Consider the following 26261-nt stretch of genomic DNA (forward strand, 5'->3'; position numbering starts at 1 on the left):
CCCAACCCCCAACCGCCGAGGCACTGTTGCGCGGCTTGCCCCGCGCAGCGCCACTGTGCGGTCACCCGGCCGGAGAGGGCGATGACCACCCCCACCCGCCTCCCCGCCCGCGACACCCCCGCCGGCCGCCCGGCGACGTTGCGGGGCTTGCCCCACGCATCGTCACGGTGCGGTCCATCGGCCGAACGCGGGGCGGTGACCACCGCCCGTCCCTGTTCGGCCCCTCAACCCGACCAACCCGGCTGCGCACACAGCGCGATCGAAGGAGAACCTCCCGCATGTCCATATCCACCCCCGCTCCCGCTCCCGTCTCCGCCGCTTCCGAGGCCCTGGCCACCCGTGCGCCCAGGTCGCCCCGCTACCCGCAGATCCCCGCCGAGGCAGGCAACGCGAACGTCCGCGCCCTCCTGGCCCACGGCATCCACCCCGCCAGCCGACAGCCCCTGACCGCCGCCCCCGGCACCGACTGCGGGAACTGCGCCCTCGCCTACCGCATCCAACTCCCCACCCCCGACCGGGACCGTGCGGGCAACAGCGAGGCCCGGCGCCGCGAGCACCTCAAGTGCTCGAAGGCCCCGATCAGCCGCCGGGGTCGCCAGGGTCCCGACCTGCGCCCCGCCACCAGCGACATCCCCGCCACCCCCGCCTGCACCCTCCACTGCACCCACGCGGACTGGCCCTACGGCCCCTACGGTCACGACCAGACCGCCGCCGATGCGATCGGGTCTGGCCGCGACCACGCCGACGACTGGGGCGTGTACGCCGTGTACCGGATCTTCGGAGTCGACCTTGAGCACCGGCGCGTCTGGGTCGAGCTTGAAGCCGAAATGATTCCGAACGCCTCCAAGCCCGGCAGCTACTCCGCGCACGTGCCGGAGCCCCAGCGCTCGAACCAGGACAAGCCGCACCTTTACCGGTTCTGGACCGACCTGGCCCGCCTCCACACCGCCCAGATCACCCACGCCACCGACGCGGACGCGGGCCAGTGCACGCACGAGCTGGTCCGAGGCGGCCGCGTCCTGATCGGCCAGACCGGCCACTGATCGGCCCGCCCCGAGGCCCCGGCCCCGCCGCCTGGTCTCGGCCCTCTGGCCCCCGTCACCTGCCCGGTGACGGGGGCCCGCCCACGCGTCCGGGACTCCCCGCGCCCGCAGAGCCGTACGCACGCCCCCACCGCATCGGCCCGCAGTCATCCGGGTCCGGGGCTTCGACCCCGACCCGGTTCCGCGCTTGCGGGACCGGGGCCGCTTCCTGCCTGAGAGGGCATGGATCACCGAACGCCGCCCGCCGCAGCCCCAGACGACGGCCGCGCCTTGCCCGCCGACAGCCACTGGGTCCGTCTGGGCCACGGGGTTGCGGGGCTAACTCGCCCGCGGGTCACAGTCGGCGTAGCCGGAAACGCCCGCCACGAACCCTCTCTCGTGCGCTGTGAGCGACCGGCCCGGCCGGGCCGCGCGACGAAGGCGGATCCCCTCCCGCCCCGCGCGGCCCGGCCCTCACCTGTTGCCCGCCCCACCAGGAGACCGAACGTGTCCATCCCGCCCGCCGCCTTGGCTGCCGCTCACCGCGCCCGCGCCATCGCCACCATCGCCCGCACCCGCGCTGCAAAGCCGACGCCTGTCCTCGCCGACGCCGGCCGCACCGCGCTGTGGAAGATCGCAGAACTCCTCGACGCAGCCGCGCACGCCCTGGAAACGGAGCCTGCCACCATCAACAACGGCGACCTTCACTATCCGGCAGACGCCTGGCTCTCCCTTCAGGCTGCCGAAGTCGTCGCCCTCGCACACCCCGGCATCGGTATCCCCCGCACGCTCGGCCAATACGTCACTGCCGCCCTGTACCCGCACGACAAAGCGCAGAGCGAGGTCGACCTGCCCCTGTCACTGCTGCCCCGCACCGTCAAGGCGATCGTCCGCGAGGCAGACCTGTTCAGTCGGCTCCTCGGGCTTCACGGCGCTCTCCGCTTCGTCACCGACCAAGCGACCACCACGCTCGTGCTGGAAGACGTGTTCCGTCTGCACTGGCAGCACGCCCGACTCGCCGATTCCCTTGCCGCCAGCGGCGGCCAGACTCCCCACCCGGCTGCCGTCGAGATCCCCACCCCTGCCACCACTAACCAGCTGCGCCGAGCCCACGACGAACTCGGCCCCACGCTCACGTACGAGCTGAAGTCCGCATCCCTGTCCTGTTTCTCCCCCGTACATCCCCAGCCGCACACCGCCGTCCGGATGGTGTCCCACCGCGGCGTCACCATCCCCACCTGCGACGAGCATCGCGACGCGGCCGCCTACACCGCCCAGGAGCTGTACGACACCCTCGACTGACAAAGCCGGCTCCCTGAACTCGCGGTCGGGCCGCCGCGTGTGCCCGACCCGCACACCCAGTGGCCCGCCCCCAGCGTTGCCGCTTGCCTGACTTGCCGGCCGCCGCGCCCCGGTACGGACCCCACCGCCCCACAGGCGGCGGGCGAGGGATGATTCCCCTGAGCAGAGCCAAACCCGCGCGCAAGCGCCGCGCACCCTGACCCGCACCCCGCGCGCTTGACGGCCCGTCCCCGGCACACCCGGGGGCGGGCCGTCCCACGTCCCGCCCCGCCTCGCTGCTCCCGACCCCTGTGGGGTTGCCCGGCTTGGTTGTTCACGGACCAGAGTGCGGACATCGAGAACGCGGCTCCCGCCCCGGCTAACTGCGGGTGCCTTCGCCCCGGCCGTCGACTGGCCAGCCGCCTGCTCTCCGCCTCCCCGCCCTCCCCACAGGAGTTGACATGCCCATGCCCGTGTGCTCGGTCGTTGCCACCCTGCCTCCCGCTCCGTTCCCGACGGCCCACCCGGCGCCCTACGACGGGCCCCGCGTCGCGGCCGCCGACTTCTTCGCCCTGGCCCGGGCAGGGCGCGCGGTGACCACACCGCCGCCCTTCCGCGACGGGGATTGCGTGTCCTGCCCGCGCGGCACCGAGTGGATGCGCAATCTCGGCCGGTGGATCACCCCCGGACAGCCCCACGGGCTGGTTCTCCCGGACCGGGTGGTCACCGGCTGGTGGCAGACCCGGGCGATGCCGGGCAGCCGGTTCGCGCTGGTGCACCGACTCACTCCCGGCGAGACGAGTCTGATCACCGGCGAGCACTACACCAGTTCCTCCCTGACCGGCGATGTGTTCTCCGAGGAGGCGGTCTCCGGACCGTGGCTGCGCTCGCTGGCCTGGCAGGCCGCCCGCACCCGGACCGTGAGCGTCCACCTGGAACTGCCCTCCGGCATCGTCACCCTCCACTCCCGCCTGGTCGGTGACGTGTTCTTCCACCCCGCCGCCCCGGCGACTCCCCAGACCCTCTGCTCCTGACATCTCCCGCCCCGGCCCCTGGAGCCCGCCATGCCCACGCCTGCCCTGCCCGACGTCCACCGCCGCACGGCCAACGTCCTTGCCGCCGCTGGTCTCACCGTCCTCGACACCGACACCGACACCGACACCCGTGCCACCGGTCTGCGAGTCCGACCTGCGCCGCACTCTCCGAAGCACAGGCTCGTCGCTCCCGTCGTCAACGGCCTTGAGGAACTTCCCCCGCCCCTGCCGCAGAACAACGACCGGCGCGCCGCATGGGTTCAGCTCATGCAGGCCGCCTGCGACACCCTGACCGCCGCAGGGTGGGAACGCCTGTGGGAAACATCGACCGGCAGTGCGTTCCTTCCCCCCGACAAGGGCCGCGACGTCGCCCCCCGCCGCACGGTGCGCGTCGTGCCCAACCGACCGTAACCGGACCTCACCCGCATCCCGCCCACCCGGCCCCGGCCCCGCACCCCGCGGGCGCCGGGGCCGCCTCGTGCCCGGCCCGTGCGATGCCACTTGCGCTCCTTGCCGGCCCTCAGCCCACGGTTCGTGTCAGCGGCCCGGGGGCGGTGACCACCACTCCCGCCCCCTCGGGCCGCCCCACCCCGACGCCCGCACCCGCCCGGCCATCGCCACATCGACGCAGACTCTGCCCCTCGGAGGACTTCATGAAGGTGACACGCAGCGGCTACGTCCTTGAATTCACGGACGTCCTGGACCAGCTGCGGGCCACCGCGGCCCAGTGCCAGAACCCGGCCCACCTCGACTTCGTGAACACCGCTATCACCGCCTTCGAACAGGAAGGCCCGGACGCTGAACCACTCCTGAACGGCTGTCCCCCGCACACGGCACAGCTGATCTTCGAGGAAGTCACCGAGGCGTACGTCTGCGCCCCGACGGCAGCCCGCCTCCAGGGCCGGAACAGCACCCTGGTCCGCGATTTCCGACTTCCCTACACCAGCCACCGCCGCGCCCAGGCCCGCCGGGCAGAGCACGAACGACGCCTCCGCAACGCCACCGGCCTGGACCGACTGCGCTTGCGCCTGACCATCCCGGTCAGCTGACCGCCCGCCGCCCTGTGCACTGGCCCCGAACCCCGGCACCCGCCGTGGCTCGGGGCCGCCGCGCATCAGCCCGAGACTGCCGAACCTTGCGGCCCTTGGCCTGGCCCGGCGCAGTGTCGGCACTGCCAGAAGCGGTGCTCCCGCACCACCGGACGACCCGGACTACCGGGGCGTCGCCGCGCAGACACAGAGACACCAATCAGAAGGGGGAGACACATGGCAACCGACCCGCGTAGCTCATTCGCTGCCGAGATCGCCAGACTCGCCAGGAAGTACAAGGGCGCTGGCAGGGCCCAGGCCACCACGAAGAACGGCTACACCGTCCTCTTCACCGGCATGTGGGGTGAGGACGTCGGCGCCATCGACATCACCGACCCGGACGGCCACGAGATCCGCCGCGCCGACGGCTGGAAGCTCGGCAAAACCGCCGAGGTCGCCGAGTTCCTGTGGGATGTACTGCAGGAGGACAAGGCCAGTGCCGCCGAGCGCAAGCGCCTCGCGGGCCTTAAATCCGTGAGCATCACCTCGGCGGACGCTATCGGCCCGGCGTCCAGCAAAGAGACCAGCAGGTACCACCTCACCCCCGAGCAGCTCGCCCAACTGCGCACGCTAGCCGAGCAGATGGCTGCAGCGAACGAGTCCGTTGCCGCAGGCGATTGAAGGGGAAGGCGGACATGATCACCACCAGCGGGCTGGCTATGCCCGGGCGAGACGCCCCCTTTACCCACGCTCACCTCGCCGGGGACCGGTTGCGCTGCCGCTTGATCCTTCCAATCCATTGACCGCCCGCGTCCCCCACCGGCCCTGAACCTTTGGCATCCGCCCTGGGTTCGGGGTCGTTGCGCGTCCGGGCGGCCGCGGGGCCTTGTCGTGCTCGACCAGGCGTGGGGCCGTGCTCGCGCGGCCGGAAGGGGTCCCGCAGGCCTCTTCACTGGCGGTTGCCCCCCCGCTCTCCCACTCTCACGGCGTGCCCGCCGGGTGTTGCGGGGCTTGCCGGCTGCCACCCCACCGTGCCGTTCACCGGATCGGGCCACACGGCCCGCGTCTGCCGACACCGCCGTACTCACCGCCACTACCCAGCCTGGAGGGCCTCCCGTGTTCCATGGGTTCCAAGTTCCGCCACAGCACGCTGCCGCCGTCGAGCGCGCGCAAGCCGCCCTCTCAGCCCGGTTTCCCCAGCATGTCCCCGGGGAGCAGGACGGATGGCTCATCCTGACCCGCTCGGACAGGCCGATCGTGGTGTGGGACCTGAAGGAGAAGATCGCCGCCGACACGCCCGAGCAGGAGGCCAAGCGCATCGAACTCGCGCAGGAGCTGGCGGCAGCCGGCCTGGCCGTCACGCTTCCCTCCGACGCATACATGGTGTTCTTCGCCGAGATCCCCACCGACCGCACCAGCCCCCGCTACACCGTCGTCGACGACGACAGCGCCCTCGGGGCCCTATTCGGCGGACCGCACCTGGTGATGGACGCCTGGACGCACGTGCACGTCGCGACCGCCCGCACCCCCGAAGAAGCCGCCGAGCGCTGCGCCGAGTTCAGCCGCGCACAGGACACGCTCGACGCGCAAGTGGCCTCCGGCAGCCTCCCGGCAGGCAGCTACGCCACCCCCGACGCCACTGCGTAGACCGCCTACGCCACCCTTCATCGGTCAGCTGCCCCGCCCCGGGGCTGCGCTCCTCCTGCCCGGCGCCTAGGCCCGTTGTTCGCCCCGGTCCCTGGGGGGAACAGCGTGTGTCCGGCACACCGCATGGTTGCGCCTCTTGCCAACCGCAGGTCCATGGTCCGGGAGCGGTGACCATCAACCCGCCCCCCAATTCGAGAAGCGGAAGACCCTCGTGACCACCACTTCGCCAGACGACGCCTCGGGTCCAGACGTCCTGTGCCAGAACCTGACAGACGCGCTCAACGCCCTCGTCGACGCAGGACAGTTCCCCGACTTCCACAACCTGTACGGGCCGTACAACGACTACCGGCACCAGCCGTACGTCATCGTCGGCTCTCGCGCAGACGCCCCGTGGATCGTCCTCGACCTGACCACCCGGCAGTTCACCATGTCCAGCCGGGAGCAGACCCTCAGCGGCGAGCATCCCCGGCGGCCCTCGGGCAAGCACGCCTGACCCCCACCACCCTCAGTGCAGGGCGCGACCCATCCTCTCCCTGCCCTGTGGCCCCGCCTCGCTACCGGAAGATCCCCATGAACGTTTTCATCGATCCCGCCCCCTGGCTGCTCGCCGCATTGTGCCTGCACGCCCTGCCCCCGCTCGCATTGATGGCGGACGCCCTTACCCGGCCGCGCCCCATCGACGCGCCTTCCCCCGCCAAGGACGTGCTGTACGGCCGGACCCCCCACCAACTCAAGGGAGACGTCCGAGCCTTTACCGTCGTCTACGCCCTGTCCGCCGGGCTCATGGCTTCCGCCGCCGTGTGCAGCCTGCTCAGGCACGCCCCACAGCCCCAAACAGTGGCCTTCTCGGTAATGGCCATGCTGACCGGTCTCGGCGCGTACGCCTGGCACACCCCGGGCAAGTCGACCCCCGCCGAACAGCCCGCCACCGAAGCAACCGAGCCGGACCTCGGTGACGACCCGCCCGCGAGCTGAGTCCCAAGCCGATGGCTCCTCCCACCGTCCGCAGGTGAGGAGGAGCCATCGGCGTTCCACGCCCGCACCAGCACCGGCGACGGCCCGCCTCCGGCACCACCGAGGTCAGGCCCTTCCGCGTTCCGACCCCAGCGGGGGAGAGGGGTTGCGGCGCTTACTCCGCTGTCCGCGACAGTCCAGTCAGCCGGAGATCGCACCGCACGGAAATCCCCCTCACGTGCGACGCGTGTGACCGGCCTGCCGGGCCGCGCCGAGTGCGGGCTTCCCACTTCCGCGCCGCGTGGCCCGGCCCCATCGACCCCCTTCAACAAAACAGATTCAGGAGGCCGGCCATGACGTATGTCGTCCTGCACAACCGCAACACCGGTGAGGACTTCCGCTACGAGGTCCCCACGCGCGAGGCCCAGGCTCTCATCGACCTCGCTTCCGCCGCCCGACGGCCGATCGACTGGGCGGTGAAGGAGGCCTCGACTGACCTCCTGGTGCCAGGCTCCCTGGCGATGGACTGAAATCCCCGCCCCTGAACCCACGGCCCCGGCTTCGCCCCGCGCGAAGCCGGGGCCCGCTCGCGCTCGCAGCAGCAACACCCGCCCGCACTTGCGCGGCTTGCTCCCGCCCGGGGCAGTGGCCGCGTGGCCCGAGCGGATGCTCCCGCACTATCCCCCTAGGCGCGGTCGAGCCCCCCCCGGCCGCCGGGCGCCCCCACCTCCTTCTAGGGGCGGCCCGGTACCCCAGGCGCACCAGCCCCCGGGATTCGTGCCGCTGGGGAAGCCGGGCGCGCTGGGTCGGGTTGCGGGGCTTGGTGCTCACCAGAGCACGGTCCGGTCATGAACACCACCACGTCACCCCCGCCGTCTCCCGAAACAGGCGACCGGTTCCTCACCCGGCACGGCGAATACGCGGACATGGCCGGTGTCGGTGGCCTGCACGGCTACTACACCCAAGACCTCGCCACCATCGGCACGGGAGAGCGGGTCGGCTTGTACGACGACCACCTCGGCAGGGCCGTGATCGGCGTTGTCCGCGACGCCCTGCACGAAGCGGGCTGCGTAACCTTCCGCTTCGAGGAGGAACGGTTCCGTGTCCTGCACGGCACCGAACCCGTCATGGCCGACTGGCGCACCTACCGCTGGCACTCCCCGGCGACGGCAGGGAACGTACATGCCGTCCTACTCGCCAGCGACACCGCATCGGCCCCCTACACGCACCGCTACAACCCGGCGCCGGGCACCTCGCTCGCTTTCACGGACGTCACCGGGCACGGCGGCCCGGGGGAGGAATGGCTCTACGGCACCCCCTACCACGAGAACTACGGGGACCTGGTGCCGTGGTGCCAGCATTGCGGCCAGCCCATGACCGCTTCCAGCTCACCCGGTGAGAAGGGACCGTACTTCGACATCGCGGAAGGGGAAGACCCGCCCGCCTGCCAAGACGGCCGCGCCCACTACCCCGTCTACATCTGGACCCCATACGGCCATGCCTGCGCGACCCCCTGCCAGAACCTCCGTCTGACCAACGACTACCGGGCCCGCGACGGCAAGCCACCGCTCGACCCGTTCAACGCCTCCCACACCGATGAAGCACTCACCTTCCCTGTGAGCAGCACCCCCGAATGGCTCGATGCCGCCCTGTACGGCAGAGAATTCGTCGACGACATCATGCAGGGCGCTGTCGTCCGCCCCGCCCACCAGCTTGCTGACGACCCCGCCTTTGCGGGCGGGGTCCCCTACTGCGAGGAGGCACCCGAGCCCACGCCGAAGAAGAAGCCGCCGCGTCCCAAGCTGATGGACGTGCCGGAGATCGCCGAAGCCAGCCGCGGCCGGATCGCCGAGGACTACGAAGACAATTCCGGCGACGAGGATGACGCCGCCACGGCAGAGGCCGACTGGATGGACTAAACACGACACCGCCTGCCGTCCGATGCTCCGGTCGTGCCTGTTGGTCCCGCACCCCTAGGACACCTGTTCCGGGGGTGCGGGACCTTCTGCATGCCCGTGCCCCGTGCTGCTCGACCGGCGCCCCGCCTCCGCCCCGCCCCGTCCGGGCCGCGTCCTCCCTCCGCCGTGGGAACGACCCGCCCGCGTGCGGCCGGGCCGTGCACCCCGGCCGCGGTCTGGCCGCGCTCCCGGCAGCAGCCCGCCCTGCCCTCGGGGTTGTGTCTTGCCTGGCTTGCCGTCTGCCGTCGCATTGTCGCTCCCGCAAAGCCGCTTGCGGCCCAGGCCGCCCGCGGGACGGAGAACCGCGCGCCGTCGGCCAGCTGTTCTTCTGCCTGCTCGGTCAGTACCAGGCGATGACTAACCACTGAGCACCCTCCGCGCCCGGGCCACCCACCACCGAACGAAGGACCCGATATGGACCTGGAATCCGCCCTGCTCGAAGCACTGAACCGTGAGATCGCCGTCTACGACGTCAGCGAGGAACTGCCCGGTCAACGCGCCGAGGCCGACCACGACATCGCGGTGTACACGGCGGCCGTGGTCGCCCTCATCGTGCGTCGCCACGACAAAGGCGCCGCCTGTCTGGTCATCGACGAGGGCATGGACCCGGACGAGCGTGTCGCGGATGCCGTGCTCTCCGCCGAGGGCGCCGAGCGTGACCTCACCGAGGACGAGTCCGACAACCTGGGCGTCCTGACTGGCAATTTCTCTGACCGCAACTCCGCGGCCTGGCACCCCCTGTGCCGCCACGTCGATGACCGGCACGGTGTCTTCCACCTCGACCTCGATAAAGCCAGCAAGGCGGGCCTGGACCTCCTCGCACGCCGCGCTGCCTCCGCGAAATAACCCATCCCCGGAAGGAGCGACCATCGTGGACCGCGCCCGGCATTCCGCGCCTGCCCCATCACCGGCCTCGTCGCCGTCGACGACCCGCTCAACCCGTCCGCCCCATCCGACGGACGGCCCTGTCCAGGACTGGTTCGGCCTCTCCTACAGTAACTACCAGGTGTTGCACCGCACCCTGATGCAGTCGATGCCGCTCGACTGGCAGACGCGCATGGTCAGCTGCCTCGAAGAGCTCGGCGCTGCCTTCCGGCACATCGAGCAACCGCAAGCCTTCCATGTGCAGGCCGCGACCGAGCACATCGTCAACGAGCTGACCCCCGCCGAACTGGCCACCGCAGGTATCGAAGACGACTGGTACGCCGGACAGACCCCGCCCGCTCACCTGACGGATGACGAACTCGCCGAGTGGCAGGCGGAGCACGAACAGGTCGCACCCTGCTACTACCAAGACGGCCGAGAACTGGACCCCCACGGGCGGGTACTGCTCCCGGCTCATGACCCGATCCCGCATTACAACCGCGGTCGCACCTACATCGAGCCGAGCTCGGCCAGCTGACGCAGCCTCGCTCTGCCCGCGTGTTCGAGGCCCACCCCATCTGCGGGGTGGGCCTTGTCCGTTCGCCCGCCCGCCCCGGGGCTGCCCGGACCCGAACCCCTCACCCCGCAGCCCGGGAGCCGCCGCGGGGTGTTGCGCGCCTTGCTCCCGCGCGGGGCAGTGTCGGTGTGGCCGGAAGGGACGCTCCCACACCACCCCCTGGGTGTGGTCGAGCCCCCCGGCTGCCGGGCCGCCCCTCACCCCCCGGGGCGGTCCGGCACCCCCGCTTTCACGGCGTGCCCGCCCGGCCACCAGCCCCCGGCACGCCGGTTCGCTACCGTCCGCAACTCGTAGAAATGAGGGGCCTTGCCCGTGTCTGAGCGTGTCCTGACCCTGCCCGACAGCACCGACCAGTTCGTGGTCACAGACCGCCCCGCCCCCACCCTCACCGACCGCTACCGGATGCTGCCCGACGGCATGGACCACACCCTCTTCGTCGTCGTCCGGGCCCACCAGGTACGCACCGGTGACGTCGTCACCGCGTTCTTCACCGACGGCCCCGGCATCCGCCACGCCCAGCACGTCCCGGAACCCTTCACCGCGCACCCGACCGCGTTCGGTACTTGCCCGGCGCGGTACGAGGAGTGCGCAGAGTGCGAGGACGCCCACGCCAATGGCGCCTCCGCGGACCGGTACGTGTGTTTGGACCCCGCCGACGACTATGCGGACTGCGTCATCGGCTTCCGCAACACCCCCGTCGCGGTCATCCCAGCCGACACCGCCGCCCGCTTCCCGTCCCTGGACTCCGTTCCGCCGCTGCCCGACCTGTTCGCCCTCGACGCCGAGCACGGCCCCTACGAAGCCCTGCCCGTCTCCCGCGCCTGGGGCCCGTACGACGCGATCAGCGTCTCCCGCGCCACGGCTGAGCAGATCACTGCCGACCTGCCCCTGACCCATGCCGGCCGCTACCTCACCTGCTGCTGGCTGGGCAACGCACTGCTCATCGCCTCCGACCCCCACTTCCGTACCGAGCCCGGCCGCCCCGGGCGGATCATCCAGCCGGACGCGGACGGCCGGTACCGGATCGGTGGCCTGTGGCCATGGGAGGAGTGGCCCGTCGAGGACGAGGACGAGGACCCGGAGGGCGATCCCGCCGAGCCGGACCCCACCGGCGACGCCGCCGCCGAGACCGCGACGATTTGCGAGCGCTGACCACCCGCCGCCCGTCGCCGCTGGCCACCGGCACCGCGCACCACCCCCGCATCCGCGTACCGGCCTCGTTCTGCGCCCGCAGGCGGGGCCGTCCGCACGCCTGGACGCATGCCCGCACTCTCCGCCCTGCTGCGCCCGCCCGCGCCTCGCCTGACTCCCGCCGCTGCTGTGTCGTCCCGTCCGGGTTGCGGCTCTTGCCGGCCGTGCCTGGATCGTGCCGCCACCGGCCGCCGCACCACCGACCGCGGCTGGCCATCCCCCTCTCTCCTTCAAGGAGCACACTCCTATGTCGTCTCAGCCTGATGTCACGGTCTTCGACATCGTGATGGACCGCCTCGCAGAGGCGGGTATCGCCTGCCTGCCGGATGATGACGGGAAGGTGCAGGGCACCTACGCCTGCTACACCTTCGCCGACGGGGCCGATCTGACGTGGGCAACCATCAGCAACACGGGCATGGAAAACTCTCTGCACTCCGTCAGCGAGCACGGCGTGATCTCCGGTCACTGTGAGGCCGACCGGGAAGAGACCCGCGCCTTCGGCAGTGGTGACGTGGACAAGGACGTGAGAGCGTTCGTCGCCTGGGTCGTGGACCTCGCTGACCGGCACGGCAAGACCTCCCAGTAGGGCCCCGCCCTATCCCGGCCCTGAACCCCCGGCAGCCCGTTGGGATTTCGGGGCCGTCTACAGCATGCGACGAGACCCGCCCCCTGGGGTGGGTCCTTCGTGTTTGTGGTCCCCACCACCGCCACACCCCCGCCCGTATGCCCGCCACCCCACCGCCCCCCGCAGTACCGGGGTTCCCGGCCTGGCTGCCCCCGGCCCAGTGCCCGCCACTGCCACCGGCACCGGCACTGGCCCCGCCGTGGCCGCGGTCGTGGTCGGTCGGGTTGCCCGCTCCCTTGCCCGGCTTGCCGGCCGCCACCGCACAGTGCGCCCACCGGCACGAGCCACACCGGCTCCACCCGCCGAACACCCCACCCAGCAAGGGAGTTACTCGTCATGTCGGTGAACAACGTGGTTGATGTCCTGCTGTTCGCGGCTCTCGCCCTGGGCGCGCTGTGGTGGGCGCTCGACCTGGGGACCCACAAGAGCCGTCTGGTGTTCCTGACATGCGTGGTCGGCGCGATCAACGTCTCCGCCATCTGGCAGACCGAGGCCTGGTACGTCGTCGCCATCTACGGCGCCCTGACGAGCCTCCTCCTGTCGGCACTGCGCCGCGAGAGTGTCCGCCGCAAGTCCGCCCCGTCCACGACCACCAAGCCCAAGTCCCGGGCCTGACCCCCGCACCGCCTCTCCGGCCCCCGCTACCCGTAGCGGGGGCCGGAGAGGCGGTGCCACTCCCACCACTCATGCCACGCCGAGCCACGGGGCCGTAGGCGACCTCCGCCACCGAACTCACCTGTCCACGGCCCGCGCGACGAGAGCACCTGATACCAGGACTGCCCCGACTGCACACCCACCCCGTGAGGAATCATGCACTTCCCTGACGCACGTGCCCCGTACACGCCCTTCCTCGGGCTTCCGGTCGAGGGCGCCGCCGAGTACGGCACCCGGCAGCGGCCCGTCGAGGAGCTGCGCCCACTGTTCGAGGCAGTGCTGCACGATCCGACCATCATCGAGTTCGGGTGGCAGCAGTACACGCCGTACGACCCGGGCTCCTTCGGCGTCCGCTACATCTGGGTGCGCACCGCCGAGGAGCCACCCGCCGCGACGGCGCGGGATCTGTGGCTGATGGACGGCTGCCCGAGTCTGGGCGACACCTACGGCCCGAACCGTGAGCACTACCGGGGCCCGGACCGCGACCGCTTCGAGCGCGTCATGGCGCTCCATCGCGCCCTGGAGGAAGGCGGTTTCAACGACGTGCTGCGGCAGGCCTTCGGCGACCCGACCGCCGTGACGGTACGCCGCGACGGCATCCGTGTTGCCCCCTGCGACCACGATTGACCCCGTCCTTGCCCGGGCGCTGGCCGCACGACGAACGGCGAGATGTACATGAAGGTCTGGTCCTGCCCTCGGACCCTGATCGAGCCCATCGCGGCCGCCCTCGCCCATCTCGCCCCGCACACCTTCACCCCCCAAGCAGGCTGAACGCCCCCCCGCCCCAACGTGGCCGCCCAGGCTGGCGGGGTTGCGGGCGTTGGCGCCGGCCCGGCCATGGTCGCCACACCGGCCCCGGGGGAGCGGTGACCACCACCCCGCCCCCTCGGGCCGGACCAGCCACCCCGCCCCGGCAAAGACGCCTCACCGCGATCAAGGAAGGCCATACACATGGCGAACCGCGACCCGTACATCCCCGCCCGCGAGGCCCCGCGCCCCCGCCAGGCGCCCGTCCGATGCCGCGACTGCCCCCGGACCTTCATCGAGAAAGCCGAGCCGGACTGGCCCGGGCTCTGCCCCATCTGCTCCGACGAAGCCGACAAGGAACTGACCGGCCGCAGCTACTGACGAAGGAGAGCCAACCCGTGCACCTCATCCTCGTACGCAAGGCCCTGCCCGAGCGCCTCAAGGACGCCGGATGCCCCGGCGACTACACCTACAGCCCCGCCGAGGGCCGCATGGTTGTCCGCATGCCCGACGGCGAAGAACTCACCCCCGGCGAAGCCGCCGACCGCTACAACATCCCCGTCCTGTAACCCCCTTCACGCGGCACCGCCCCCACCAGCCTGCCGCGCCGACCGGCCCGTGCCCGGACACCGTCCCGGGGCCGCCGCCGCCGCGGCCAGCACGGCGCAAGCCTCTCCTACACCTGGCATCCCCGGCGCCCTGGACCCCCAAGAGAGACAGACTCATGAGCCCACTCACCTACCCCCGCTCCGCCGCGGTCATCGCCGCCCGCGCACGCATGACCCTGGCCGCCTACCGCGCGGTCCCGGGCCGCGAGGCCACCCACCAGCTCGCAGCCTCTCTCCACGACATGTGGCAGTACGGCTACTTCGCCCTCCACAACGACGACACCTCCACCTCGCCGTGGACCCAGCTCAGCCAGCAACTCTTCGACGCCCTCCAGCTGCTCAAGCCAGCCGCCGACCAGCCCACCCAAGCAGCTGGCGCCGCCGCCGACGCGCTCCACCGCTTCGAGCAGGCCACCGGCATCGCCCCCGGCACCGCACCGGAGCCCCTCTACACCCGCACCGAAGCCGAGCAGGCCGCCCACGCCGCCTTCGAATGCCTCCGCCGGTACATCAAGCTCGACCACGACAACGACCGCCGCTTCGTCACCGGAGCCTTCCTCGCCTTCCTCGACAACCCAGACAGCCCCTATCCCTTCAAAAGCCACAACCCCGACGACGAAGAAGACGACGGCGACGAGCAACCGGAACCGGAGCCGAGCCCCGAGGAGGCCCGGGAACGGGCGCTCGAAGGGCTGCCCGCCAACTGGCAGCGCGCCGCCCGCTGCATGATCGACTAAACCCCCGGGCCAGGCTGTCACCGCGCCAGCAGCCCACCACTCACGCATCGCCCACAGCCCCGCGCCCGGACACCTGTCCCGGCCCGGGGCCGCCTCGCGTTCCCGCCCCCGCCCGCCCCCGCCGTCGCCCCGCCCCGCTGTCGCTCCGCCGCGCCTTGTCGCCCTAGACCCCTCCAGCGCCACCGTCACCTCAACGACCCGCGAACCCTCCAGAAGGCGACCCCCCGTGCACCCCTTCCCCGCTCACATAGCAGCCGACATCCCCCGCCCCCGCCGCGACCTGGCACCGGCAAACCCCCACACCGGCCGATTCATCGTCACCGAGTGGTCCGAGTCCTGCGCGTGCGGCGGCAACTTCCTCGGCCACGAAGAGGAGCCGTGCCGCCCGGACTGCACCGGCTACTACCCCGTGCGCGGATGGGCCCCCAGGCACACCACGGAGACGATCTGCCCGACCTGCCGGTACATGAGCCGCTGGCTCCACCTGTGCGACCGGACCAAGTGGAGTGAACAGACGTGCGCGTGCCGCGAAAACCACAGCCTGGAGGCCTTGTAAGGACCCGATCCCCAGGCCGGACGCCGCGCCGCCTCCTGCGGCCGAGTGCCGCCACATCCACCACGGCACCACGCTCCCCGCCGACCCCACCCCCTGACCCGCACCCGATCGCGGCCCCGCGCCCCAGGCACCCCCGTGCCCGGGGTGCGGGGCCGCACCCATACCCCGCCCCACCACGGCAGACCCCCCTCCTACGCCTGACCTCACCCCCCCCGGCCGGCTTGCGTCCGTTGGCGCCCACCCGGCCACGGTCCCTTACACCGGCCGGGGGGCGGCGACCATCACCCCGCCCCCCCGGCCGCCCCAGACAAGGACCCCGATCGCGCTGCGCAAGCGCCGCTGACCCCACGCCTCACCCTCGCCCGCGCACACCGGGACGGCCACGGTCCGCGCCTGTTGCGCGCCTTGACCCGGAAGGCACCGCTCATGACCGCCGTTCAGCACGACCCGGACCGCCTGCTCCCCAGCAGCGCGGACGAACTCATCCGCAGACAGACGGGCCTCGACCTGCCCGCGCTCCTGGACAGCACACATCCTCTGGCCCGGCCGCTGCGCCTGATCCGCATGCAACTGGTGGTCGTCGAGCGGAACCTGAGGGAAATCAGCGACAAGACGGCCCGGAGCATCGCGGTACGCCGCCAGTCTCTCGACGCGGGGCACCTGAGCATCAACCCCGTCTGGGCACCCCCGGCAAGCGCCCTCGACCAGTGCCTCGGAGAACGTGGCGGGATCATCCACTCCCTGAACACCCTCCTCGACTGCTGGCAGGAGGACTTGGCCGACGCGACGCAGACGGAGCCCGAGCTGACCCCCGAGGAGACCGGGGAGCGCGAAAACTCCCTGCTCTACTGGCTCGGCCCCCGCACCGACACCGCTCCCCGCGCCCAAGAAGACCAGTGACGCCCTCCACACATCCAGCCCGGCGCACCGACCGCGCGCCCCGTTGAACCCCCGCCCCAGGGAGCAGCGCAGCATGAACGACTTCACCGCCCGAACCATCCCCGCCTTCCCCGAACACGACTCCGGCCTCCGCCTGGTCGACGCCACCACCGGCGAGGAGATCACGCCCGGCCAGACGATCCCCGAGCCCTACGGCCACGGCCACATCACCTACCTCGGCCCGACCGTCCACACCCGCGAGGGAGACGCGACGCCCCGGCCGGGCCGCGTCGCCGTCGTCCGCTACACCACCCCGGCGACCGACTGGGCGTTCCTGCCCGCCGAACTGAACGCCCGCTACGAGGACACCGCCACCCCCGCCCCGCTCACCAGCCACTGAACCCCACCGGCCCCGCGCCCCTGGACCTCATGTCCCCGGGCACGGGGCCGGCCGCGCCTTGCCCCTCTAACTGGCCGCCACCCCACCGTCACTCCCGTCAACCAGCCGCGCCCCGATGGGAGTACCCGCCGTGACGACCGCCGTGACCCGCCCCTACACCGTCACCGCCCGCATCGACGCCACCGATGCCGTCGACAGCGCCCCGGCCCCGGACGTGTACACCGCCACCGTCTACATGAACACCCACGACGACAACTTCGACGGCTACGAGCCGCACCACCCGCTCGCCGCCGCCATCCGCCGCGACGACAGCCCCCTGCGCCTGCTCTTCCGCGCCAGCGACCGCATCCGCAGCCACGAGGACGCCGCCGACGCCGCCTTCGAGGTCGGCAACCACCAGGGCCCTGACGACAACGGGCAGACCTGGCCCGACAACATCCGCTCCGTCTCCGTCGGCGACGTCATCAAGATCACCGGCCCCGACGCCCGCACCGTCCACCTCAGCGTCGACTCCTACGGCTTCTCACCCGTCCCCGAGCCCACCACCCTGGTCGCCCTCACCGACCCGCGCGTCACCCACCGCGACTGACCAGCCCGCCCCGCTCACGGCCCCGTGCCCGGACACCCGTCCCGGCACGGGGCCGCCCGCGTACCCCGCCGGGCTTGCCCCTCTAACCCCCGCCATCCCGACCGTGTCGCCGCCGCCCGCCCCGGCCACACCGGCCCGCGCGCCCGGCAGAACCCACCACCGACACCCCGGGGACCAACTCATGACGACCGACCCTCACTTCCCCTCCAGCCACCTCAAGGACGTCGAGGCGCTCCTCGCCCTCAACCCCGACGACCGCCCCCAGTGGTTCCGCGACCTGACCGACGACCTGTCCGGCGACGCACCCGCCGCCATGGACGACCCGGCCGAGATGCGGCGGCTGCTCGCCCTGCCCGCCGACCAGCGCCCCGACTGGCTGAACAACCTCCTCCACGGCATGAGCCTCCCGCCGATCCCCGACACCAGCACCAACCCCCTCCTGGACGTCGTCACCGCCAACACCGCCTACGGACAGAAGAACGCCACGCTTGTCTTCCCCCTCGCCAAGGTCCTCGCCACCGCCGAGCACGCAGCCGCCGCGCCCAAACACAAGCTCGGCTACGGCGAGACCGAGGCCGCGCCCCGCCTGTGGTGGGTCAAGGACGACGGCACCTACCTCATGAGCAACGGCCAGGACCCCACCGACACCCGCGACGAGGACGGCCGCCTGCCCCACGTCGTCCACGCCGAAGGCTGGGGGCCGGGCACCGACGCCCGCTCCGTCCTCGGCGGTGACGACTTCCGCGAATCCATCGACCTGACCACCCCCGTCTTCGAGGACGGCACCACACTGCTCGGCATGCTCCGCGAAGCCGCCGCCATCGGCGGCACCCGCTTCCTGCTGAAGGCCGCCTTCGACGACCACTACATGGACCTGACCTACATCACTGAGTAACCGAACCACCCCACCCTCACGCCCCGTGCCCGGACACCCGTCCAGGCACGGGGCCGCCCGCGTACCCCACCGCCCCACGCCCTTACGGCCGGGCAGCAGACCCCCGCCCGCGTCCACCGTCCTTGTCGGCCTAACCCCCCAGCCCCCGACCGTGTGGCCCGCCGCGCCCCGCGCCGGCACACCCACCCAGCACCACACCAGGAGGGGCCCCATGACCACCCACGCTCAGCCCACCCCGACCGACCAAGCCCCCGACACGGCGTACGCGCTCCTCGTCCCCGGCCTGATCACCGTCTACGTCAACGCCCCCACGGAAGCCGCGGCCCGCAACGAACTGGCGCTGGAGGGCGCCGACACCATCGACCTCCACGACCCGCACCCGACGGTCGGCCGCCTGACCATCACCGCCCTCGACCTGGTCCCGGCCGCCGCGAAGCTCGACAAGATCGACGACACCCTCATCGACGACTCACTCCCCGACGCCGACTTCCACATCTCCGACATCACCCGCGTGGCCGCCCGCATCCTCGGCGACAACTGGACCGCGTCCGCCGGAACCTACGCGGTCGTCGGCTACCTGGAGAACAAGACCCGCGACACCGGCATCTACACCCTCTCCGTCGTCGAGGGCACCCTCCAGCTCCAGCACGAGCGGTCGGCCGATCCGTGCGCCGAGTTCGACGGAAACGACCTGCCCACGCTCGGCCAAGCCGTCGCGGACGCACTCCTGGACAACCTGTGCCGCAACCAGGACTGCGGCGAGTCCACCTCCGACGGCGAAGGCTACGACGGAGAGTGCGGCAGCTGCGCCGACCGCACCGCCCGCGCCGAAACCCCCGAACCCCAAGACGGCTGACCCCACCCCGCCCGGCCCCTGACCCCCCGCACGAAGGGACCGGGGGCCGGGCGGCCTTGTCGTGCTAACTCCCCACCGCCCCACGGTCGGACCCGCCGCGCCCGCCCCCGCCTAAGCGCCACCGGAGGCCCAGCGCCCAGCACTCACCCGCCCACGAAAGAGACCCCTGTGCCTCTCAGCTACCACGACCAGCCCGTACCCGCCTACTCGATCTGGCAGGCCACCGAGAAGTCCCTGGACTACCTCAACGACCAGTGGGGCGCCAGCCCCGGCCCCTGGGGCGTCACCGGCCACCTCCGAGCCTGGGACCGCACCCCCTTCACCGTCGGCGTCACCGCAACTGGCGACCTCTTCCTCCGCAACGACCAACTCGGCGACGCCACCACCCTCGACGTCACCGCCACCGACCCCATCGACACCGTCGCCCAGGCCATCGCCGACGCCGTCGGCGGCCTCTACTGACACACCCCACACCCACCCTCGCGGCCCCGTGTCCGGACACCCCGTCCCGGCACGGGGCCGCTCCCGTGTTTCCCGCCCCGCGCTCCCGCCATCCCAACCCGTATCCCGCCCCCCGGCACCCGCGCACCCACCCCGCCCCGCACACCCCCGAGGCCGCCTACCGTCCAACCGAACCAGCAGCCCAGGCCACCGCCAGAAAGGGGGGAGCGCCGTGAAGCACGAGACCACCATCAACGAACTCGCCCAGTACCCAGGACTCTTCAGCGTCGTCGACCACATCACGGTCCCCGAGACCAACCCGGACACCGACATCACCGAGGAGGTCACCCTCCCCCCGCCGCTCATCCGCCGCACCCTGCGCCGCGACGACACCACCTGGTGGATCCTCACCCCGCCCGGCGTCCACGAACGCATCATCGTCGCCGACCAGGCCCCCGTCACCGTCTACCTCAAGGACGTCGACCCCGGACGGTTCACCGGCCACGTCCCCCCACAGCAGTCCGCCGCGCCCGCCACCTGGCAACAGCAGCCCGCGGCCTACCCCGCCCAGCAGCAGGCCCCCGCCGCGCAGCCGGCCACGCCCCAGCGGCCCGCCGCCCCCTGGTCCAACCAGCAAAACTGAACCCCCCACCCGGACTGCGGCCCCGGCCACCGCCCCCGCGGCAGCCGGGGCCGCCCCATGCCCCCACGCCTCACCGTGACGACTCCGGCCACCCCGGCCGCGCCCCGCTCACCGGACCCGAGGCCGCAGAAGGCCCGCCCGACCCAGGCACCGGAGGAACCGCCCGGGCAGAAGAAACCGGAGCGGCCGCAGACGCCGGAGCAGCAGCCGGAGCCGTCACCGGGGGAGCAGCGACCGGCGCCGTACCCGCCGACCCGGGCGCGCGCACCCCCTCCCGCTGCTCCCCACCCGGCCCGCCCGCCGCCGCCGTCTTCTCCGACACCGTCCCCTTCTCCGTGACCGGCGTCTTCTGAGAGGTGCTCGCCTTCGCCTTCCCCGCCGTCACCACGTCCGGGCCCTGCCCGTCCAGGGCCTCACGCCCCAGCCGCCGCAGCTCCTTGACCCGGTCCTGCCCCACGCCCAACCGGCGCGCGCACCCGGCCACCGTCTCCCCGTCATCGCCCATCGCCAGCACCACCCGCGCCGCCGCCACCCGCGCCTCGTCGATCCGCACCTGGCCGCGCTCACGCACCCGGCGCACTTCCTCCTCCACCTCCGCGGCGACCGCCTTCTCGTCCTCCACCGCCAGCTCGAAGTCGGCCACCAGCTCGTCGAACGCGGCCTCCTTGCGCTGCCGCTCCGCTTCCGCCTCCTCCGCCGCCCGCCGCTGCTCGGCCATCCGCAACGCAGCACGCTCCAGCGCCGCCTTCCGCCGCGCCAGCACCCCGCTGGACTTCCCCTTGCTCCTGGTCCGGTTCGTCGCCACTACAGCCACCTCCTGGCCGTCCGGGCCCACCCGTCGCGGGCCGCGCCCGGCCAGTCTCAGCCGCCCGCACACCCGCCGACCGGCACGAGCCGCCCGCGTCCCAGGCCGTAGCACGCCCGTCGCCGCGCCCGGTCCCGCTCACGGGACAGCGGGCTGTACCGGAGGGGGAGGGGCCCCGGGCAGGGGCGGGTCCTGGTGATGGCGGTTGCGCCGGGTCTGGTGTGAGTGGGTGTCGATGGCGGGTGGACGTCAGGGGTGTTCGGTTGGTGGTGAGGGTCGGTGGTGTTGCGGCTGTGCGGGCGCCGGCCGATAGCGGGTCGGTTGCGGCGCACCTCTAGCACTTTTGACGCTCCACCGGCCGCAGGAGCCGATTTCCCTCCCGACGGGACGGGTTCGAAGATCGTTTCCAAGGCCCTGGGAGGTTCGGGGCTCTGCTGCTGGTACGGCCCGCATGACTCTGCTGCGTGGTGTTCTGCTGGCGTCGTGGGGATGACGGCGAAGGGGATTACGGCAAAGAATGAGCGCTACTACCGGCGCGACATCGCCCTCGGTGACGGTGCGCGGGGCAGTGAGCCGACGGTGTCCTCCAGCGTGCCGGGGGTGCCGCCGGGGCTGTGGCACGGGCGGGCCGCCCGGTCTTTGGGGCTGTCCGGCGTCGTGAGCGAGGCGCAGATGCGGGCCCTGTTCGGGCTTGGCATGCACCCCGACGCCGAAGCGATCGCTGCCCGGGAGCTTGCCCGGGGCGCCTCGCTCAAGAAGGCCATGAAGGCGGCCAAGCTGGGGCCGGCCGTGCCGCAGTTGGCCGAGCTCTCCCCGCTGGATAAGGAGATCGAGCAGGTCCTGCAGCAGGCGAGTGAGCAGGTGTGCCGCCCCCTGACGAAGGCGGAGACGAAGGAGCTGCGGATGCGTACCGCGGCGCTCGCCTTCGAGGCCGAGTACCACCGGGCACCGGCCGACGGCGCCGAGCTCGGCCGGTTCCTGACGGCGCGGACCGGCCCGCAGCGCCAGGCCCGCACGGGCTACGACCTCACCTTCTCCTCCGAGGAGTTGTCGCTGCTGTTCGCGCTGGGCGGCCCCGAGGTGCGGCGGATCGTCCTCGATGTCCTGGCGCAGGCCCGCGCGGAAGCCGTGGCGTGGCTGGAGGAGCACGCCCTCGCTGTGCGCACAGGCCCGGGCGGTGTGGCCCAGGAAAAGGCCGAGCCGGGACTGCTGGCCACCGTCTATCTCCACTACGAATCCCGTGCCGGCGACCCGATGGTGCATGAACACGCGGTCATATCCCCGCGGGTGAGAGGACCGGACGGCCGCTGGCGCAACCTCGACACCCGCCTGTTGATGCGTGAAGTGGTCGTGGCCAGCGAACTGTTCAACCAGCGTTCCCTCGAGCTGATCTGCGGCAGATTGGGCCTGGCCACCGAGGAGGTTGAGGTCACCCCCGGCCAGCGGCCGGTGATGAGAATCGTCGGAATCGACCAGCGGATCCGCGCCGCGTTCGCGCAGCGGGGCGACGCCGTACGCACCACGGCGGATGCTCTCTTCGACGACTACCGAAGACACCATGGACGCCAGCCGCACGGACGGGCCCGCTACGCCCTGCTCGATCGGGCCCGCAGCCAGACCCGTCCCGCCAAACGCACGGCGCGCTCGCTGGACGAGCTTCTGGCCACGTGGCGGCGCCGGGCCATCGCGGTCACCGACCGCGACACCGTCGACAACCTGCTCGCCACCGCGCAGGCCGCCGCCCAAGGGCGGCCCGCCCCGGCCGCATTCGACCTCGCCGACGCGGCCGAGCAGGTCCTGGCGGCGGTCGCCGAACGGCGCACCACCTTCCGCCGCCGCCACGTGCTGGCCGAGGCGCGCCGCTACCTGATGCGGACCCTGGCCGGAGCCACCGCCGAGGACCAGGCGGCCGAGGAGATCACCGACCGGGTCCTCGCCCACGGCGACTGCCTGGACATCACCCCGCCCGAGATCAACCCCACGCACCCCGACCTGCAGCGCGCGGACGGCACATCCGTCTACCGGCCCATCGGCTCGCAGACCTACACCACGCACTCCCTGCTGGCCGCCGAGAACCGGCTCCTGGCCGCCGCCCGGACAAGCGTCATCCCGCCCGTCGGCCGGGGCACGTTCACCCGCGTCGCCGCCCTGAACCGCGGCCCGATGGATGCCGGACAGCGCGCGCTGGCCTCCTCCTTCGTACTGTCGGAGAAGCTGCTGCTGGCCGGCCTGGGCCCAGCAGGCGCCGGAAAGACCACGGCGATGCGGCTGGTGGCCCGCGCCGTGGACGCCGCCGGCGGCCGGCTCATCCCGCTCGCACCGTCCTCCCGCGCGGCGAAAGTCCTCGGCGGCGACCTCCAGCGCCGCGCCCACACCCTGCACTCCTGGCTGCACCAGCGCGGCCGGGCCGCCGACGGAAAGACGGTCGGCAAGGACTTCCAGCTGCGCCCCGGCGACGTCGTCCTCATCGACGAAGCGGGCATGGCCGGCACCCTCCTCCTCGATGAGATCCTCGCCGACGCATCAGCCGCCGGTGCGGTGGTGCGCCTGCTCGGCGACCCGCACCAGCTCGCCGCCGTCGAGGCCGGGGGAGCCCTCCGGCTCATCGCCCGGGCAGGCGGCGCGATCGAACTCGACCAGCTGCACCGCTTCCGTGTGCCCGGGGAAGCCGACGCCTCCCTCGTCCTGCGCGACAGCGACGACAACCGGGCCGCGTTCACCTGGTACCGCAACAAGGGCCGGGTCGTCGGCGGAAACTACGAGGCGATGTGCGACGCGGTGTTCACCGCCTGGGCCAAGGACCTGGGCAAGGGACTCACCTCGCTGATGACGGCCGCCGACACCGCGACCGTGACCGCCCTCAACCGGCGCGCCCAGGCCTGGCACATCGAGGCCGGCACCGTCGACACCAGCCAGGCCGCCGCCTTGCGCGCCGGGCAACGCGCACACGTCGGCGACATCATCGTCACCCGCCTCAACCGCCGCCGCATGACCGTGCGCGGCGGACGCGACTTCGTGAAGAACGGCGACACCTGGACCGTCACCAAGATCCTCACCAACGGGGACGTGGTGGTCCGCCACACCCAGCACCGCGGCCGCATCCGCCTGCCCGCCGACTACCTGGCCGCCCAGTGCGAGCTCGGCTACGCCTCCACCATCCACCGCGCCCAGGGCATGACGGTCGACACCTCGCACGCGCTGGCCTCCGCGCGCTCCAACCGCGAAGGCGTCTACGTCCAGCTGACCCGCGGGGCGCGCACCAACCGCCTCTACGTCTCCCTCGAGGACGGCGACCGCCTGGACGACGTCCTCGCCCAGATCGCCGCGCGGCGGCGCGCCCAGCTGTCGGCGACCGAGTCGATCGCCGCGCTGCAGCAGGAAATCAGCGCGCCCGGGCAACTGTCCGCCGAGTTCGCCGACGTCGCCGAGCGCGCCACCACCGCCCGGCTGACCGGCCTGCTCGAGCGTGCCCTCGGCCCCGACCGGGCCGCGATGTTCATGGCCGCCGACGCCTACCCGGCCCTGATCCGCGCCCTGCACGACGCCGAGCGGGCCGGATTCGAACTGCCCCGCCTGCTGTCCCACACCGTTCCCAGGCGCGGCTTCGCCGACGCGGACGACCCCTCGGCCGTGCTGACCTGGCGGCTGCGCGAACGCCTCAAGGACGCCGCCGAAGCCCAACAGGACGACCGGCCTCGTCCGCTGGCCGCGCTCACGCTGGCCCAACTGCACACCCTCACCAGGCTCGCCGCCTCCCACCGGGCCGCCGCCCGCGAGGCCCTCAAGGCCGCCGACGCCGCCTTCACCCACCTGCCCGCGCCCGTCACCACCCGCGCCGGCCACACCCATCCCGCCTGGGACCAGCGCCCCATGGGCGAGCTGACCCGCCGCGAACTCGCCGCCCAACTGGCCATGGTGCGCACCCAGATCCGCCGCGCCCAGACCAGCCGGACCCCGCTCTCCGACACGGCCCGGCACGTGATCGCCGACCTCACCCGCGAATCCCAGCTGCGCCGCGCCCTGAACTGGCGCGACGCCGCCCGCGAGGACTACCAGCGTGAACGGGCCGCCACCAGCACCACGGCACTGTCCGCGATCCGCCGCAACCTCACGACCCGGCGCACCGCCACGGCCGAGCGCCGGCACGGCGCGCGCGCCGCGCTGGCCCGCGCCGACGCCGTCTCCGACAAGATCTACGCCGAGCTGCGCTGGCGTGAACGCCTGCCCGACCATGCTCCGCACCGGCCCAACTACCGCGGTGAGATACCCGACTGGGTCGCCGACCGGCATGCCCTGGTCCATCCCGACACCCCCGAGCACTGGGTCACGCACCTCGCCGAACGCCACCGCATCCTGGCCCGCTCGCTCGCCGACCGCGGTCACACCCTTGCCGCCGCCCCGCCCGCATGGGCCCGCCCGCTCGGCCCGCCGCCGCCCGCCAGCGCCCCCCGGCGCCGCCACGCATGGGCCACCACAGCCGCTCTGGTGGAACTGTGGCGCACCCGCCACGCCATCACAGGAGTCCCCGGACTGGGCCCGCGCCCGGCCGATCCGGGCGACGCGGCGGCCTGGGACGACCTGGATGCCCGGGTGCGTGCCCTGACCGGACGCCGCCGCCCGGTGCAGCTCCCGCCGCCCGAGGCCCCCTCCTCCGTCGTGATCGAGGCGGCCCTCAGCCACCTCGACGCTCCGCCGCCCGCCGGACCTCTGCCCGACCATCCGGCCCTGCGCGACCCGATGGGCGTCGCCCCCCTTACCTACGCAGCACTCGACGCGCGCCTAGCGCGGCGCGCCCTGGCCGCCGTGCTCGCCGGCGAACCCCTGCCCGAAGCCTGGATGGAGGAGATCACCGCGCCCGGCGAGGACGACGAGGACGAGCAGCGCACCTACACCAAGCTCCTGACCGCCATCGGCGACTACCGCCGCCGCCACCACCGCGCCGGCCCCGACGTCCTCGGCCCGCGCCCGGTGGGCCTCGACGGCGAGGAATGGGACCACCTCACCGACGCGATCGACCTGTACACCCACGCCCGCGTCGAGCGCCGTCTGGAACAGATGCGGGAGCGCACCGCCGCCGAACGCGCGGCCCTCCTGCCGCCGACCTCGCCGCTGCGCCAGCAACCCCCACCCGGCACCCACCGCCCCGGCCACCGGCCCCCGACCCGCTGAACACCCTCACCGCGCGGCCCTCAAACGCCCGGACACGCACGGCACCGACACCCCCGCACCCGAAGGATCAGCCCCACGGAACGGGCCGGTATCCGGCTGAA

Annotated in this window: 29 protein-coding genes; 28 read left to right on the plus strand and 1 reads right to left on the minus strand. The window is 72.5% G+C overall.

Going from position 1 to position 26261, the window contains the following annotated elements; all coding sequences use genetic code 11:
* The first annotated feature begins 278 nt into the window (after nucleotides 1–278).
* The 27 genes from ACIRQF_RS31295 (at nucleotide 279) to ACIRQF_RS31425 (ending at nucleotide 20186) form a co-directional block, all read left to right on the plus strand.
* Nucleotides 279–1043, plus strand: coding sequence for a hypothetical protein (locus ACIRQF_RS31295; protein WP_404097341.1), 765 nt, complete (start codon nucleotides 279–281; stop codon nucleotides 1041–1043).
* A gap of 486 nt (nucleotides 1044–1529) precedes the next feature.
* Nucleotides 1530–2324 (plus strand): hypothetical protein, encoded by a 795-nt coding sequence (locus ACIRQF_RS31300; protein WP_404097344.1) that lies wholly within the window; start codon nucleotides 1530–1532, stop codon nucleotides 2322–2324.
* Between the two features lie 440 nt (nucleotides 2325–2764).
* On the plus strand, nucleotides 2765–3337 hold the full coding sequence (locus ACIRQF_RS31305) for a hypothetical protein (RefSeq protein WP_404097347.1): 573 nt from the start codon (nucleotides 2765–2767) through the stop codon (nucleotides 3335–3337).
* A gap of 30 nt (nucleotides 3338–3367) precedes the next feature.
* Complete coding sequence (locus ACIRQF_RS31310) at nucleotides 3368–3748, plus strand: hypothetical protein (RefSeq protein WP_404097350.1); 381 nt, start codon at nucleotides 3368–3370, stop codon at nucleotides 3746–3748.
* Nucleotides 3749–3990: 242 nt separating this feature from the next.
* Complete coding sequence (locus ACIRQF_RS31315) at nucleotides 3991–4386, plus strand: hypothetical protein (RefSeq protein WP_404097353.1); 396 nt, start codon at nucleotides 3991–3993, stop codon at nucleotides 4384–4386.
* 216 nt (nucleotides 4387–4602) lie between these two features.
* Nucleotides 4603–5046: a hypothetical protein gene (locus ACIRQF_RS31320; RefSeq protein ID WP_404097356.1), complete on the plus strand. Its 444-nt coding sequence runs from the start codon at nucleotides 4603–4605 to the stop codon at nucleotides 5044–5046.
* 576 nt (nucleotides 5047–5622) lie between these two features.
* Nucleotides 5623–6012 (plus strand): hypothetical protein, encoded by a 390-nt coding sequence (locus ACIRQF_RS31325; RefSeq protein ID WP_404097359.1) that lies wholly within the window; start codon nucleotides 5623–5625, stop codon nucleotides 6010–6012.
* A 211-nt stretch (nucleotides 6013–6223) separates the two neighbouring features.
* Nucleotides 6224–6505 carry a hypothetical protein gene (locus ACIRQF_RS31330; protein WP_404097362.1) on the plus strand — a complete coding sequence of 94 codons (282 nt, stop codon included), beginning with the start codon at nucleotides 6224–6226 and terminating at the stop codon, nucleotides 6503–6505.
* Nucleotides 6506–6582: 77 nt separating this feature from the next.
* Nucleotides 6583–6987, plus strand: a complete 405-nt coding sequence (locus tag ACIRQF_RS31335) for a hypothetical protein (protein ID WP_404097364.1) — start codon at nucleotides 6583–6585, stop codon at nucleotides 6985–6987.
* A 332-nt stretch (nucleotides 6988–7319) separates the two neighbouring features.
* Nucleotides 7320–7496, plus strand: coding sequence for a hypothetical protein (locus tag ACIRQF_RS31340; RefSeq protein ID WP_404097367.1), 177 nt, complete (start codon nucleotides 7320–7322; stop codon nucleotides 7494–7496).
* A gap of 318 nt (nucleotides 7497–7814) precedes the next feature.
* On the plus strand, nucleotides 7815–8885 hold the full coding sequence (locus ACIRQF_RS31345) for a hypothetical protein (RefSeq protein WP_404097369.1): 1071 nt from the start codon (nucleotides 7815–7817) through the stop codon (nucleotides 8883–8885).
* A gap of 453 nt (nucleotides 8886–9338) precedes the next feature.
* The gene (locus tag ACIRQF_RS31350) at nucleotides 9339–9770 is read left to right on the plus strand and encodes a hypothetical protein (RefSeq protein WP_404097372.1); all 432 of its coding nucleotides are present in this window, start codon (nucleotides 9339–9341) and stop codon (nucleotides 9768–9770) included.
* 25 nt (nucleotides 9771–9795) lie between these two features.
* Complete coding sequence (locus ACIRQF_RS31355) at nucleotides 9796–10326, plus strand: hypothetical protein (RefSeq protein ID WP_404097375.1); 531 nt, start codon at nucleotides 9796–9798, stop codon at nucleotides 10324–10326.
* Nucleotides 10327–10677: 351 nt separating this feature from the next.
* On the plus strand, nucleotides 10678–11517 hold the full coding sequence (locus ACIRQF_RS31360; RefSeq protein WP_404097378.1) for a hypothetical protein: 840 nt from the start codon (nucleotides 10678–10680) through the stop codon (nucleotides 11515–11517).
* 286 nt (nucleotides 11518–11803) lie between these two features.
* The gene (locus ACIRQF_RS31365) at nucleotides 11804–12142 is read left to right on the plus strand and encodes a hypothetical protein (protein WP_404097381.1); all 339 of its coding nucleotides are present in this window, start codon (nucleotides 11804–11806) and stop codon (nucleotides 12140–12142) included.
* Nucleotides 12143–12517: 375 nt separating this feature from the next.
* The gene (locus tag ACIRQF_RS31370; RefSeq protein WP_404097384.1) at nucleotides 12518–12796 is read left to right on the plus strand and encodes a hypothetical protein; all 279 of its coding nucleotides are present in this window, start codon (nucleotides 12518–12520) and stop codon (nucleotides 12794–12796) included.
* A gap of 195 nt (nucleotides 12797–12991) precedes the next feature.
* On the plus strand, nucleotides 12992–13462 hold the full coding sequence (locus ACIRQF_RS31375) for a hypothetical protein (protein WP_404097386.1): 471 nt from the start codon (nucleotides 12992–12994) through the stop codon (nucleotides 13460–13462).
* A gap of 324 nt (nucleotides 13463–13786) precedes the next feature.
* Complete coding sequence (locus tag ACIRQF_RS31380; protein ID WP_404097389.1) at nucleotides 13787–13963, plus strand: hypothetical protein; 177 nt, start codon at nucleotides 13787–13789, stop codon at nucleotides 13961–13963.
* Between the two features lie 17 nt (nucleotides 13964–13980).
* The gene (locus tag ACIRQF_RS31385) at nucleotides 13981–14151 is read left to right on the plus strand and encodes a hypothetical protein (RefSeq protein ID WP_404097391.1); all 171 of its coding nucleotides are present in this window, start codon (nucleotides 13981–13983) and stop codon (nucleotides 14149–14151) included.
* 155 nt (nucleotides 14152–14306) lie between these two features.
* A complete protein-coding gene (locus tag ACIRQF_RS31390; protein ID WP_404097393.1) occupies nucleotides 14307–14927 on the plus strand; it encodes a hypothetical protein in 621 nt (206 codons plus the stop codon).
* 982 nt (nucleotides 14928–15909) lie between these two features.
* The gene (locus ACIRQF_RS31395) at nucleotides 15910–16383 is read left to right on the plus strand and encodes a hypothetical protein (RefSeq protein WP_404097395.1); all 474 of its coding nucleotides are present in this window, start codon (nucleotides 15910–15912) and stop codon (nucleotides 16381–16383) included.
* A gap of 73 nt (nucleotides 16384–16456) precedes the next feature.
* The gene (locus ACIRQF_RS31400; RefSeq protein ID WP_404097398.1) at nucleotides 16457–16762 is read left to right on the plus strand and encodes a hypothetical protein; all 306 of its coding nucleotides are present in this window, start codon (nucleotides 16457–16459) and stop codon (nucleotides 16760–16762) included.
* Between the two features lie 130 nt (nucleotides 16763–16892).
* Nucleotides 16893–17351, plus strand: coding sequence for a hypothetical protein (locus ACIRQF_RS31405; RefSeq protein WP_404097400.1), 459 nt, complete (start codon nucleotides 16893–16895; stop codon nucleotides 17349–17351).
* A gap of 181 nt (nucleotides 17352–17532) precedes the next feature.
* Nucleotides 17533–18246: a DUF3085 domain-containing protein gene (locus ACIRQF_RS31410; RefSeq protein ID WP_404097402.1), complete on the plus strand. Its 714-nt coding sequence runs from the start codon at nucleotides 17533–17535 to the stop codon at nucleotides 18244–18246.
* Between the two features lie 211 nt (nucleotides 18247–18457).
* Complete coding sequence (locus ACIRQF_RS31415) at nucleotides 18458–19102, plus strand: hypothetical protein (protein ID WP_404097405.1); 645 nt, start codon at nucleotides 18458–18460, stop codon at nucleotides 19100–19102.
* 168 nt (nucleotides 19103–19270) lie between these two features.
* Nucleotides 19271–19564 (plus strand): hypothetical protein, encoded by a 294-nt coding sequence (locus ACIRQF_RS31420; RefSeq protein WP_404097407.1) that lies wholly within the window; start codon nucleotides 19271–19273, stop codon nucleotides 19562–19564.
* A gap of 211 nt (nucleotides 19565–19775) precedes the next feature.
* Entirely contained in the window at nucleotides 19776–20186 is a 411-nt protein-coding gene (locus ACIRQF_RS31425; RefSeq protein ID WP_404097409.1) for a hypothetical protein, read from the plus strand.
* Nucleotides 20187–20256: 70 nt separating this feature from the next.
* On the opposite strand, the gene ACIRQF_RS31430 is transcribed toward ACIRQF_RS31425, so the two are convergent.
* Entirely contained in the window at nucleotides 20257–20991 is a 735-nt protein-coding gene (locus ACIRQF_RS31430) for a hypothetical protein (protein WP_404097411.1), read from the minus strand.
* 489 nt (nucleotides 20992–21480) lie between these two features.
* Here ACIRQF_RS31430 and mobF point away from each other — a divergent pair, with 489 nt between their 5' ends.
* Entirely contained in the window at nucleotides 21481–26160 is a 4680-nt protein-coding gene (mobF, locus tag ACIRQF_RS31435) for a MobF family relaxase (protein WP_404097414.1), read from the plus strand.
* Nucleotides 26161–26261: the final 101 nt, after the last annotated feature.

The sequence above is a fragment of the Streptomyces sp. NPDC101191 genome (assembly GCF_044767915.1).
Lineage (GTDB): Bacteria > Actinomycetota > Actinomycetes > Streptomycetales > Streptomycetaceae > Streptomyces.

Coding starts and splice junctions, on each gene's coding strand:
- ACIRQF_RS31335 (WP_404097364.1), top strand. CDS start 6,583: ATGAACGTTTTCATCGATCCCGCCCCCTGGCTGCTCGCCGCATTGTGC.
- ACIRQF_RS31395 (WP_404097395.1), top strand. CDS start 15,910: ATGACCGCCGTTCAGCACGACCCGGACCGCCTGCTCCCCAGCAGCGCG.
- ACIRQF_RS31370 (WP_404097384.1), top strand. CDS start 12,518: ATGTCGGTGAACAACGTGGTTGATGTCCTGCTGTTCGCGGCTCTCGCC.
- ACIRQF_RS31340 (WP_404097367.1), top strand. CDS start 7,320: ATGACGTATGTCGTCCTGCACAACCGCAACACCGGTGAGGACTTCCGC.
- ACIRQF_RS31315 (WP_404097353.1), top strand. CDS start 3,991: ATGAAGGTGACACGCAGCGGCTACGTCCTTGAATTCACGGACGTCCTG.
- ACIRQF_RS31295 (WP_404097341.1), top strand. CDS start 279: ATGTCCATATCCACCCCCGCTCCCGCTCCCGTCTCCGCCGCTTCCGAG.
- ACIRQF_RS31380 (WP_404097389.1), top strand. CDS start 13,787: ATGGCGAACCGCGACCCGTACATCCCCGCCCGCGAGGCCCCGCGCCCC.
- ACIRQF_RS31400 (WP_404097398.1), top strand. CDS start 16,457: ATGAACGACTTCACCGCCCGAACCATCCCCGCCTTCCCCGAACACGAC.
- ACIRQF_RS31345 (WP_404097369.1), top strand. CDS start 7,815: ATGAACACCACCACGTCACCCCCGCCGTCTCCCGAAACAGGCGACCGG.
- ACIRQF_RS31320 (WP_404097356.1), top strand. CDS start 4,603: ATGGCAACCGACCCGCGTAGCTCATTCGCTGCCGAGATCGCCAGACTC.
- ACIRQF_RS31350 (WP_404097372.1), top strand. CDS start 9,339: ATGGACCTGGAATCCGCCCTGCTCGAAGCACTGAACCGTGAGATCGCC.
- ACIRQF_RS31415 (WP_404097405.1), top strand. CDS start 18,458: ATGACCACCCACGCTCAGCCCACCCCGACCGACCAAGCCCCCGACACG.
- ACIRQF_RS31310 (WP_404097350.1), top strand. CDS start 3,368: ATGCCCACGCCTGCCCTGCCCGACGTCCACCGCCGCACGGCCAACGTC.
- mobF (WP_404097414.1), top strand. CDS start 21,481: ATGACGGCGAAGGGGATTACGGCAAAGAATGAGCGCTACTACCGGCGC.
- ACIRQF_RS31305 (WP_404097347.1), top strand. CDS start 2,765: ATGCCCATGCCCGTGTGCTCGGTCGTTGCCACCCTGCCTCCCGCTCCG.
- ACIRQF_RS31390 (WP_404097393.1), top strand. CDS start 14,307: ATGAGCCCACTCACCTACCCCCGCTCCGCCGCGGTCATCGCCGCCCGC.
- ACIRQF_RS31365 (WP_404097381.1), top strand. CDS start 11,804: ATGTCGTCTCAGCCTGATGTCACGGTCTTCGACATCGTGATGGACCGC.
- ACIRQF_RS31375 (WP_404097386.1), top strand. CDS start 12,992: ATGCACTTCCCTGACGCACGTGCCCCGTACACGCCCTTCCTCGGGCTT.
- ACIRQF_RS31410 (WP_404097402.1), top strand. CDS start 17,533: ATGACGACCGACCCTCACTTCCCCTCCAGCCACCTCAAGGACGTCGAG.